General features: G+C 64.1%; 11 protein-coding genes and 1 pseudogene. 6 read left to right on the plus strand and 6 right to left on the minus strand.

Features of this window, described 5'->3' with window-relative positions:
- Positions 1-450 (plus strand): annotated as a pseudogene (locus tag HB634_RS12755) (Oar protein); the annotation flags it as partial.
- Positions 451-620: 170 nt separating this feature from the next.
- Here HB634_RS12755 and HB634_RS12760 read toward each other — a convergent pair.
- Entirely contained in the window at positions 621-1,508 is an 888-nt protein-coding gene (locus HB634_RS12760) for an EamA family transporter (protein ID WP_213948840.1), read from the minus strand.
- An 83-nt stretch (positions 1,509-1,591) separates the two neighbouring features.
- Positions 1,592-2,380, minus strand: coding sequence for an AMP nucleosidase (locus HB634_RS12765; protein WP_213948841.1), 789 nt, complete (start codon positions 2,378-2,380; stop codon positions 1,592-1,594).
- A gap of 201 nt (positions 2,381-2,581) precedes the next feature.
- On the opposite strand from HB634_RS12765, the gene HB634_RS12770 reads away from it, so the two are divergent.
- Both HB634_RS12770 and HB634_RS12775 read left to right on the plus strand, forming a co-directional pair.
- Positions 2,582-3,526 (plus strand): DegV family protein, encoded by a 945-nt coding sequence (locus tag HB634_RS12770; RefSeq protein ID WP_063573849.1) that lies wholly within the window; start codon positions 2,582-2,584, stop codon positions 3,524-3,526.
- A 2-nt stretch (positions 3,527-3,528) separates the two neighbouring features.
- On the plus strand, positions 3,529-4,176 hold the full coding sequence (locus HB634_RS12775) for a DUF4124 domain-containing protein (protein ID WP_213948842.1): 648 nt from the start codon (positions 3,529-3,531) through the stop codon (positions 4,174-4,176).
- A gap of 12 nt (positions 4,177-4,188) precedes the next feature.
- On the opposite strand, the gene HB634_RS12780 is transcribed toward HB634_RS12775, so the two are convergent.
- Positions 4,189-4,641, minus strand: a complete 453-nt coding sequence (locus tag HB634_RS12780) for a GNAT family N-acetyltransferase (protein WP_213948843.1) — start codon at positions 4,639-4,641, stop codon at positions 4,189-4,191.
- A gap of 77 nt (positions 4,642-4,718) precedes the next feature.
- Complete coding sequence (locus tag HB634_RS12785) at positions 4,719-5,501, minus strand: SDR family oxidoreductase (protein WP_063572325.1); 783 nt, start codon at positions 5,499-5,501, stop codon at positions 4,719-4,721.
- A 90-nt stretch (positions 5,502-5,591) separates the two neighbouring features.
- Here HB634_RS12785 and HB634_RS12790 point away from each other — a divergent pair, with 90 nt between their 5' ends.
- Together HB634_RS12790 and HB634_RS12795 are read left to right on the plus strand one after the other, a co-directional pair.
- Positions 5,592-6,392: an ATP-binding cassette domain-containing protein gene (locus HB634_RS12790; protein ID WP_213948844.1), complete on the plus strand. Its 801-nt coding sequence runs from the start codon at positions 5,592-5,594 to the stop codon at positions 6,390-6,392.
- Positions 6,393-6,439: 47 nt separating this feature from the next.
- Positions 6,440-6,658: a hypothetical protein gene (locus tag HB634_RS12795; protein ID WP_213948845.1), complete on the plus strand. Its 219-nt coding sequence runs from the start codon at positions 6,440-6,442 to the stop codon at positions 6,656-6,658.
- Between the two features lie 48 nt (positions 6,659-6,706).
- Here HB634_RS12795 and sppA read toward each other — a convergent pair whose 3' ends face one another.
- Both sppA and HB634_RS12805 read right to left on the minus strand, forming a co-directional pair.
- A complete protein-coding gene (sppA, locus tag HB634_RS12800; protein WP_213948846.1) occupies positions 6,707-8,626 on the minus strand; it encodes a signal peptide peptidase SppA in 1,920 nt (639 codons plus the stop codon).
- A 53-nt stretch (positions 8,627-8,679) separates the two neighbouring features.
- Complete coding sequence (locus HB634_RS12805; RefSeq protein ID WP_213948847.1) at positions 8,680-10,065, minus strand: MATE family efflux transporter; 1,386 nt, start codon at positions 10,063-10,065, stop codon at positions 8,680-8,682.
- 89 nt (positions 10,066-10,154) lie between these two features.
- On the opposite strand from HB634_RS12805, the gene HB634_RS12810 reads away from it, so the two are divergent.
- Positions 10,155-11,330: a DUF3667 domain-containing protein gene (locus tag HB634_RS12810; protein WP_213948848.1), complete on the plus strand. Its 1,176-nt coding sequence runs from the start codon at positions 10,155-10,157 to the stop codon at positions 11,328-11,330.
- The last annotated feature ends 61 nt before the right edge of the window (positions 11,331-11,391 follow it).

The raw sequence follows: 11,391 nt of genomic DNA on the forward strand, positions 1-11,391 counted from the left end.
GATCTGCCGAACGACCAGAAGCATCAGCTGCGCATCTACGGTACTTACGCGCCGAACGATGAGTGGGCGTTCTCGACCGTTACCCGTATCGCCTCGGGCTACCCGGTCAGCTGCATCGGTACCCGCCCGGACTCCGTCGGTGGCGATCCGTACCAGTATGGCGCCGCTTACTTCTACTGCAATGGCCAGCCCGCCCCGCGCGGCAGCTTCGGCCGGACACCGTGGACGTACAACGTGGACCTGAGCGTCGCCTGGAAGCCGGCCTTCGCCGACCACAAGCTCACGCTTTCGGCCGACGCATTCAACGCATTGGGTAAGCAGCGCGTTACCCAGTACTACGAGTACGGCGAAACCGACAGCGGCACGCCGGATCCGCAATACAAGCGTGCCCGTTCGTTCTCCGATCCGCGCACCATCCGCCTCGGAGCTCGCTACGACTTCACGCTGTAACGAAAACGCTTAGCTATATCGCATAACAACAACAGCAAAGCATTTCCCCGGATATTGGCCGCTCTAGATGGAGCGGCCTTTTTTTTTGCATCATGTGGGAGCCGCTTCAGCGGCGATGGGCGCTTACCGGAACATGGGCCGCTGCCGCGGGTTCGCCGATGAATCGGCTCCTACCGTGCTGCGATGGTCTGCTGCTTCCGGAGATAGGGTGCGCAGACGAAGATCGCTACACCCGTCAGCATCACCGCCGCCCCGATCCACACACCCGTTGCGAAGTGCTCATCGAAGGCGAGATAAGAAGTGACGATGCCCGATACCGGCACGATCAGCGACAGCGGCGCGACACTGGCCGCGGGATACTTCTTCATCAGGTTATTCCAGACCATATAGCCGAACACCGTGGTGACATACGCCTGGAAAAGCACCGAACCGATCGCTGCCCATGACACGCCGTGCGACAGCGCGACGAACGGCGCCGCCCCCTCGCTCACGTAGGTCAGCACGAACAATACGGGCGCTGAGAACACACTCGACCACGCCACGAAGGCCATCATGTCTTTCGGCTTGTGCCGTTTCACGATGAGATTGCAGACGCTCCAGCTGACGGCCGCGAGTAACACGAGCACGACACCGAGCGTCGTCGATGTTCCGCTCGTGGCATGTATGACCACCAGCAATCCGGCGGCGGCAACAAGCATGCCCACCAGCTGCGGCGCACGCATCCGTTCACGCAGTACCACGGCGCTCAAGATTACGGTGAAGAACGCGCTGAACTGCAGCACCAGCGATGACAGTCCGGGCGACATGCCCTTGGACATCGCCAGATTCACGACCCACCACAGGCCGACGCCGAAGAGCAGGCCATACGCTGCGAGGGAGGGAAGCGGCACATCGCGCGGCCGCGGCAGGAACAGGATCAGCGGGAATGCCGTGAAGGCGAACCGTAACCCGGTGAGCAGAAAAGGATCGAGGTCACGCAAGCCGACCTCGATCACCGAGAAGTTACTGCCCCAGATGAGGGTGACGACGATGCCTAGAATGAGATCACGTGGTTTCATTTACTTCCTTGTCTGATGAGACGAGGCCAGCACCCATCGCCGCTGAAGCGGCTCCTACAGAATGCGCGAGTTACCCTACTTTCTCAGTCGGCGGAATCGTCTTCGAACCGTAGGTGCTTCACGCTCCGGCCATGGCGCCGCACTAGCTTCAGTGCCTCGATGCCTACCTTGATATGCCGCTCGACATAGTTGGCGGTGACGACCGCATCACTGCTTTCAGTTTTCACGCCCTCGGGAATCATGGGCTGGTCGGAGACCAGGAGCAGGGCGCCGCAGGGAATGTGGTTGGCGAAGCCCGCGGCGAAGATCGTCGCCGTTTCCATGTCGATGGCCATGCTGCGCGTGCGACGCAGGTAGTCCTTGAAGGCTTCGTCGTGTTCCCAGACCCGGCGATTGGTCGTGTAGACCGTGCCTGTCCAGTAGTCATGGCCAAGGTCGCGAATCATCGTCGACACGGCACGCTGGAGCTGGAAGGCCGGGAGGGCCGGCACCTCGGGAAGCAGGTAGTCGTTCGAGGTGCCCTCACCGCGGATCGCTGCGATGGGCAGGATCAGGTCGCCGATTGAGTTTTTTCTCTTCAGGCCGCCGCACTTGCCGAGGAAGAGGACGGCCTCCGGCGCGATGACACTGAGCAGATCCATCACCGTGGCAGCGTTGGGGCTACCCATGCCGAAGTTGATCAGGGTGATGCCGTCGGCCGTGGCGTTAGGCATGGGACGGTCGCGGCCCCGCACTTCCACGCCATGGTCGAGGGCGAAGCGTTCGACGTAATGGCCGAAGTTGGTCAGCAGGATGTGCTGGCCGAAGGCCTCCAGGGGGGTGCCCGTATAGCGGGGCAGCCAGTTGGAGACGATCTCGTTCTTGGTTTTCATGGGGAGCCCGGTTGCGCAAGCGCCGGCGGAGGCGGAGGGCTGCCTTCACGGACCGACGGCGCGGTTACCGGCGACGCCACGCCGGCGGAGTGCCAAATTCATTCGGGCAAGTGTAGCATCCGGCCCAAGCGGGGCGAGATGGAACGCAGCGGGCGTTTCGGGTGCCGCTGGGCCAAAGGCCTTCGACGGGGGTAGTACCCGATGCGAATCGGTGTAGCGATTGATGCGGCCTGTGACGTGCCGCAGGATTTCCTGGAACGCAACGGCATCGCCGTGATGCCGATTACCGTGAAGGTCGACGGCCAGAAGTTCAAGGACGACCGTGACCCGGTCGAGATCCAGCGTTTCCGCGACCAGAAGCTCGGCAGCAAGAGCCACTCGGGCGAAACCGAGCCCAGTTCGGTCGAGGACGTGCAGAACCTGTTCCTGGACCGCCTGGTCAAGGATTACGACTGCGTCGTTTGCCTGACCATCATGGCCACGCGCAGTCCGATCCACGACAACGTGATCAAGGCCAGTTTCGCCATCCTGAAGAACTACCGCCCTATCCGCGAGGCGGCGGGGATCACCGGACCGTTCCTGATGCGAGTGGTCGATACGCGCAACATCTTCGCCGGCTCCGGCCCGGTGGTGGCCGAAGCCGTGCGCATGATCCAGTCCGGCAAGTCGCCGGCCGAGGTACGCGAACGGGTGGCGCACATCGCCGACTGCTCCTACGGCTACATGCTGCCCCGCGATCTCAACTACCTTCGTTCCCGAGCCCGCAGCAAGGGTGACCGCAGCGTCAGCTTCATGAGTTCCATGCTGGGCACCGCCCTGGACATCAAGCCGATCCTGCGCGCCCATCGCGGCGAGACCGGCCCGGTCGGCAAGGTGCGCGGCTTCGACCACGGCGCCCAGGTGCTGTTCGACTATGCGTCCAAGCGCGTCCAGGCCGGGCTGCTCGTGCCCTCGCTGTCGCTGAGCTACGGCGGCGACCTCGAGGAGATGCGCGCGTTGACGGGTTACCACGCCCTCACGCGCGTCTGCGGCGATGCCGGCGTCGAGATCCTGGAAAGCCCGATGAGCATCACCGGCATGGTCAACGTCGGCGAAGGCGCCATGACCCTCGGGTTTGCGTCCGAAGACCACGTCGCGGACTTCTGAGCATGCGTTGCACGGTGTACGCGCTCGCCGCCCTGGCCTTCGCGGCCACGAGTGGCGTGAGCGCGGAGACCGTCTACAAGTGCCTGGCTGGCGGGCAGACGATCTACCAGCAGACGCCGTGCGCGAAAAGCCAGCGGCAGGAGACACTCCAACTGGAGGACTCCGCGCCGGCCAGTGGCCAGGTCGCGCCGATGCCCGACGCGCCTCGGCGAGACGATGCAACTTCAGATCCTCCGCCACCTCAATCCCAGCCGTTGCCGCCTCCGCCGCGGATGTTCGGCTGCATCCGTGCAACGGACGGCAAACCGTACACCAGCGCGGATGGCAATCCGCAGCCCTACCTCGCGCCCCTCGGTGTGCTCGGTGTCGCTGGCGGGTCACTGTCCGATACCTACGGTAACCCCAACTCCGCCGTGGCCTCGGCCCCGGAGCTCAACCGCGGCAAGGGCAATGTCGGCGCCATCGCGACGAGCAACTACGTCTGGGTGCAGGACCAGTGTCGGGAACTCAGCCCCGCGGAAACCTGCCAGGCATTGCGCAGCGAGTCGGAAGCGACGCAACGGCAGATCCGCAACGCGTTCAAGAGTGACCGTCCACCGCTGGACGCGAAGGACGCACGCCTTCGCAGCCAGTTGCAGTCGTGCCCTTGAGGCGACGCCCCGTCACGCCTCGACGGGGCGATGCTTTACGAAGCGGCGCGAGTCCGTACCGTAGCCCAGCGATTCGTAGAACCGATGCGCCTCGGGGCGGTGGTTTCCGCTGGTCAGGTCCACTCGTGCCGCGCCGGATGCCCAGCTCCATTGTTCTGCCGCGACCATGAGTGCCGTGCCGATACCTTGACGCTGGTGGCCGTCACGAATGGACAGCGCCGTGACGCGTGCGAGGTGCCCCGGCGCGTGGAAGAGTGGCGTGATGTGAACACTGACGACACCGACGATGAGCACCCCATGGCACGCGACGAGAACGGCATCGGACTGTTCGCCGAATGCCGCCAGCTTTGCCCGGACCAGGTCGGCCGAGGCGCCATAGCCGAGCGACTGCAGGCAGATCGCGACCTGGTTTGCATCGGCCATTTCCGCCCGACGAATGCGCAAGGACATCGTTTCATCGTTCATTATCGACTCCCCGTAGACCTTCGTAACGATGCCCGCATCGTCTGGCGTTGTCCGGGCGGGACCGTGACAAACGCCGGTCAGAATCCGTAACGAAGAAAACCACCGTCCACGGCGACGATCTCACCGGTGACATAGCTCGACGCCGGCATGCAGAGGAAGGCCACGGCGCCCGCCACTTCCTCGGGCTCACCGATGCGTCCCATCGGCGTGCGGTCGAGCACCTCTTCGAGATACTCCGCGTTGGCGAGCGCCGGCTCACTGCGCTGCGTGCGGATGTACCACGGCGCGACGGCGTTGACGCGAATGCCGTCTTCCGCCCATTCCACGGCAAGGTTGCGCGTCAGCTGGTGCAACGCGGCCTTCGTCATGCCGTACGGAGACCCGGTACGCACATGCGTGATGCCGGAGACCGAGCCGATGTTTACGATGGCCGCATTCGCATGCTGCACCAGGTGGGGATACGCCGAGCGGCACATCTCGTACGCCGAGAAGACATTGAGTTCGAAGAGTTGCCGGTATTCCTCCGGTTCGTAGTCGAGCGTGGCGCGCGGTGTGTTGCCTCCGACGTTATTCACCAGGATGGAAAGATTCACCTCCAGGTCGGCTACCCAGTCGAACACGGCAAGCCGGTCTTCCTCGTCGGCCAGGTCGGCGGCCATGGCGAGAATCTCGACATCGGGGCACTCCTCGGCGAGTTCGTCGCGCACTTCCTCCAGTTGAAGCTCGTCGCGGGCCACTAGCAACACGTCGGCACCGAGAACAGCGAGCTCACGCGCGCAGGCGTAACCGATGCCCTTGCTGGCTCCGGTCACAAGGGCAGTACGCCCGTCGAGGCGCCAGCTACTGAGTCGTGGGTGCATGAGTGGTCTCCGTCTATGAGCGAATCGTACCGCGTGCCTGCCTTGCGACGAAGGGTTGAGCGCAACACGCCCTTACGACAGGATGGACCGATGAACGATCACGACACCCTGCTTTCCATCGACCGTGCCACGGTGTTGCGTGAAGACCGGAGGCTGCTCGACGCCCTCTCGCTGTCGATCGCACCCGGTCAGCACACAGCCATCCTGGGCCCGAACGGCTCGGGCAAATCCACCCTGGTCAAGCTGGTCGAACGACGGTTGTATCCGATTGTCCATGCGGACGGCTCGCCGGTCGTCCGTGTGTTCGGGCGCGACCGCTGGAGCGTGGCCGAACTGCGCTCCCTGCTCGGCGTGGTGTCGTCCGACCTGCGCCGCGAGTTCGAAGCCAGCAACGAACAAGCCTTGAATGCCGTGCTTTCCGGATTCTTCGCGTCCATGACGCTCTGCCTCGACCATATCGTGGACGAGGCCATGCGCCACCGTGCCGCCGAGGCACTGGCACGCGTCGGTGCGGTGCACCTCGCCGAACGGGATGTGTCGACGCTGTCCACCGGCGAAGCCCGAAGGGTGCTGATTGCCCGGGCGCTAGTTCATCGCCCGCGTGCGTTGCTCCTGGACGAGCCCTGCGCCGGACTCGATCCGGGTACCCGGCGCCGCTTCCTCGACCTGCTCAGCGAACTGGCGCGCGAGGGCACCACCTTGCTGCTGGTGACCCATCACGTGGAGGAAATCGTGCCGGAGATCGGTCACGTGGTGATGTTGCGAGAGGGCCGCCTCTTCGACCAGGGCCCAAAGGAACGCCTGCTCGCCGACGACCGCCTCTCGGAACTCTTCGGGTGGGAGATGGAAGTGGAACGGGGCAACGGTTTCTACGGTGCGCGATTGCGCTGACCGGCAACGCGAGAGAGACTCGGTATGTCTCTTAAGGCTGACCTGCCATGACCCGCACCCTTTTGCTGCTCACGCTCCTCCTCGCCTGTGCTGCCTGTTCAAAACCGGCGGCACCGACACCACAGCAACCGCCGACGCCGCAGGCCCGCGTTTCGACGCCCTGGGATGCCATGGAGGCGCAGAAGAAGAAAGCGGAGGACGTGCAGAAGACCGTCGACGAACAGGCGAAGAAGCAACGTGAGGCTGTCGATGCGCAGACGCTGTGATGCTCTGTTGCACCCTGCCCGGTAGGAGCCGATTCATCGGCGAAGCTTTTAGCGCGGCGAACAGAAGCAGTAAGCGTAAACGTGCGGCTTGCCCGCCTCGGCCGTGCGGAACAACGCGAACTCCGGTGCAAGGCGCGGCAGCTCGGCGACCCAGCTCGGCAGGCGCAGACCCCACGACAACGCAACGTGCGTTTCCGAGCTGTCGCCGACGTTGGTCAGGAAGCGCTCGAAGGCACCCATCGGCTTCTCGGCGTAGCGCACCGTGAAGTCCTTGCCGAGCTTGGCCTGCTGCGCGGCATCGCGAATGGCATCGTCGAGGCTGCCGAGTTTATCGACCAGGCCGCGATCGAGCGCTTGCTGGCCTGTCCACACGCGACCCTGCGCGATCGCATCGATAGCTGCGAAATCCTTCCCGCGGGCCTTGGCGACATTGCCCACGAAGTCGCGATAACCCTTGTCGATGATGCTCTGGATGAGGATGCTCACCTTCGGATCGAGCGGACGCGTGATATCGAACGCGCCTGCAAGCGGACTCGTGGCGACGCCGTCGCTCTTCACGCCGATCTTGGCCAGCGTATCGGGCACCGTATAGAACATGCCGAAGATGCCGATCGAACCGGTGATGGTGTTCGGCTCCGCATAAATGCGATTGGCATTCATGGAAATCCAGTAACCGCCGCTTGCGGCGACATCGCCCATCGAGACGATCACGGGAATGCCCGCCGCGCGTGTCAGCTCTACTTCACGGCGAATCTGTTCGGCGGCGTAGACTTCGCCGCCCGGCGAATTCACGCGCAGCACCAGTGCACGGGTGCGGCGATCGGCACGCACGGTACGGATCAAAGCGGCCGTGGTATCGCCGCCAATACTGCCCTGCGCCTGCTTGCCGCCGGTGATCTCGCCTTCGGCGACGACCACCGTGACGCCCGGATCGGTCTGCAGCATGTCGGTGGTGGAGAGTCCGCGGTCGGCGAGGTAACCGTCGAGTTCGACCTGTCGGAAGCCCTGGTCCTTCTTGCCGGCGGGCACGCCGCTCTCGCGCAGCATCTGCACGAACTGCTGTTCGGTGGCGATGCCGTCAGCGAGTTTTTCCTGCACGGCCAGATCGGCGAGGCTGCCATGGGCGTCACGCACGCGTTCGGCGAGGTTGTCCACATCGCCGCGCAGCGTGGCCGGCGCGATATGGCGCAGTTTCGCCACTTCGTCGATCCAGGTCGTCCAGAGTCCGCCGAGCCAGTAGGCATCAGCTTCCTTCGACTCAGGCGAGGCGTGATCGAGGATGAATGGCTCGGCCGCACTTTTGAACTGACCGACGCGGAACAGGTGCACTTCAACGCCGAGCTTGTCGAGGAGGTCCTTGTAGAACAGGCGGTAGTTCGCAAGGCCCGTGGCCATCACGCCGCCCTGCGGATCGACGTATAGCTTGTCCGCGTGCGCGGCGAGGTAGTACTGGCCCTGTTCAAGGCTCACGGCCCAGGCGAGCACCGGCTTGCCTGCGGCACGGAAGCGATCCAGAGCCGCTCCCACTTCGCGCAGCGCAGCGAATCCGCCTGCCTGCAGCTTGTCGGTACGCAGCACGATCTGGCTGATCCGGCTGTCTTTCGTGGCGGCATCGATCGCACGCACCAGGTCGCGCACCTGCACCTGCTTCACGCCATCGCCGGACATCCGCGAGATGGCTCGCGAGAGCCCATCGGCGCTGTACTGCTCGACCAGCGCCCCCTCGGGCGCCAGGACCAGCACGGTCTTGTCCTGCACCGCGCTCGTATGGCCACTGACCATAAGCGCGATCAGGAAAACCGCAAGCAGCCCGAAGAAGATCACGTTGATGATGACCAGCCGGGTGATGTTGATGCCCCGACCGAGGCCGCGCAGGAACCGGCCGAAACCGCCTCCGCGCCGCGGCGGCGGAACGGGTTGCGGGCGACCTGGCAGGGGCGGCGGCGTGACGTCGTGACGGTCCGGCATCTAAGCGGGTTCCTCGAAGGTTGTGTCGAGCGTAGCGCGTCGGCGCGGCGGCATCACGTGTGGATTGGCAGGGGCGCGGATCCGGCGTCGTCCGGCCAGCGGCCGGTGGCGCTGCTTCGCCAGAAACGCAGGAAAAGGAGGATGGCAGCCATGCTCAGCCCGGCGATCAGACCCATCCACATGCCACGCGCGCCCAGGTCGTGGGGGAAGGCGAGCCACCAGCCCACCGGTACGCCCACGCCCCAATACGCGAACATGGTGATGCCCATCGGCACCCGTGTGTCCTTCAGCCCACGCAGGGCACCGTTGGAGGCGACCTGGATGCCGTCGGAGAACTGGAAGAAGCCGGCCAGGATCAACAGCTGCGAGGCCATGGCGATCACGGCGGGGTCGTTGGTGTAGAGACTGGCAATGGGGCGGGACAGGAGCAGCATGGTCCCAGAGGAGAGGAATTGGGTGACCAGCACCAGGGCGATGCCCGACATGCCGGCGTAACGCACGCCGGTGATATCGCGTCGGCCCGCGGCGTTGCCGACACGCACGGTGATGGCCATGGACAGGCCCAGCGGAATCATGAAGGCCACGGACGCGACATTGAGCGCCACGTGGTGGCTCGCCGTTACCGTCTCACCGAGGCGGCCGATCATCAGGGCGACGGCGACGAACATGCCCGCTTCCATCAACAGGGTAACCGCCATCGGCAGGCCGATATTGAGCAGCTGGCCAATCTTGCGGAGGTCCGGCTTCGCCATGCGCTGGCGAAGATTGAGGTCACGGTAGTTGCGATGGTTGAAGATGTAGATCGCGAAACCGATCGTCTCCAGCCAGAGCACGATCGCCGTGGCCATGCCGCTGCCCCGCGCGCCCATGACGGGGAAGCCGAGCTTGCCGTACATCAGGACATAGCCCAGCGGCGCCAGAATGAGCAGTCCGCCGAAGCTGAAGTACATCGACGGGCGCGGCATGGATAAGCCCTCGGAAAGACCTCGCAAGGCGAAATAGGTGGTGATCGCTGGCGCCGCGAAGCAGATGGCGTGCAGGAAGGCCGTCACGTCGGCACGCATCGATTCCACCACGCCGAACAGCGCCATCAAGGGCGAGGCATGCCAGACGGCGAACGTCATGAGCGCGCCGAGCACCCAGGCGATATAGAGCGCCTGATGGAAGATCGGGCCAACTTCGCCGCGCCGCCCCGCGCCGTCGAGTTGGGCCACTGTCGGCGGCACGGACATCATCGTGCCGAGGCCGAACACGAGCGCGAGCACCCAGATATTCACACCGGTAACCACTGAAGCCTGCGTATGCGCGCCCTGGTGTCCGGCGAGCACCGCGTCGACGACGTTGGGCGCCATGGCGGAGAGCTGCGCGAAGATCATCGCAAGGGCCAGCCGGACGGTGGCGCCGATCTCGCGACGCGCGCGGGCACGGTCGAAGGACATGGGGGAAAGCACGCAGGGAGGGCCGCCCATTGTAGCCACCTCCCATGCCATCATCCGAATTCGTAAGGGGAAAACACGGGGTTGTAAGGATGAACGAACTGAAGCCGTCGCCCGTCCTGCTGTGCGCGAACTGCACCGCGGCACTCCAGGGCGCCTTCTGTCACGACTGCGGCCAGTCCGTGAAAAGCGTGATCCAGCCGGTATCGCACATGCTCGAGGACGCGGGAGACCTGTTCTTCCATCTCGACGAACGCATCGTGCATACGCTGCCGCCGCTCTACACCAAGCCGGGGTTCCTCACCCTGGAATACTTCTCCGGACGGCGCGTACGGTATATCGCCCCCTTCCGGCTGATGTTCGTGTTCTGCCTGCTCGCCTTCTTCTTCATGCATCTGGCCATCGGCGACTTCAAGGTCGGCGGATCCGAAGGCACGGCACCGCGCGATTCGATCGACGCCTTCGCCAGCGCGAAGACGGCCGAAGAGGTCCACACGCTCTACGACGACCAGATCCACGAGGTGCGTACGGCCCGCAACGACCCCTCGCTACCGGGCGCCGCAAAGGCCGGCCTCGGCGCCGCCGCGGGCCTGATCCGGGAGGCGGCAAACACCCGTCTGGTGGCGCTCAAGGCAACCCCGATCCCCGCTGAGGCGGGCGAATCCGCACCGACTGAAGACCACCCTGGCCGGGGCGAGGCCAGGGTCGAGAAATGGTTCGGCAGCGATTCCAAAATTGATGTTGGCTGGTTTCCGGATGCGCTGAATCACCGGCTCAACGTCGCCTTCGGCCACTTGAAAGCCAATCTCATTCCGATCATGAACAAAGGACCGGGGAAGGATGAAGCGGTCCGTCGCATCCTGGACGGCTTCTTCTCTGTCCTGCCACAGACGATGTTCTTCATGATCCCGGTGTTCGCCCTGATCCTGAAGTTGTTCTATGTGTTCCGCCGACGGCTGTACATGGAGCACCTCATCGTCAGCCTGCATAGCCACGCCTTCATTTTCATCTCGTTGATGGGACTGATCCTGTTGAGCTTCGCGCGGGAGGCCATTGCCCCCCGGCTCGCCCTGGCGGGAACCGCTATCGGCTTCGTGCAGTTCGCCATGTGGGTGTGGATACCGATTTACCTGCTGATGATGCAGAAGCGCGTTTACCGGCAGGGATGGCCCATGACTATCCTGAAGTACTGGTTGATAGGCAGCGCCTATTTCTGGCTGCTCCTGTTCGCGGTGGTCATAGCGGCCATCGTGGGCATGACCCACTAGGATTTTTTCCTACCGCGCAGGCGGTTGTGCACAGGCCCGAAGACCCCTTCGCTTTTGTCAA

Source organism: Luteibacter sp. dw_328 (genome assembly GCF_018449605.1).
Lineage (GTDB): Bacteria > Pseudomonadota > Gammaproteobacteria > Xanthomonadales > Rhodanobacteraceae > Luteibacter.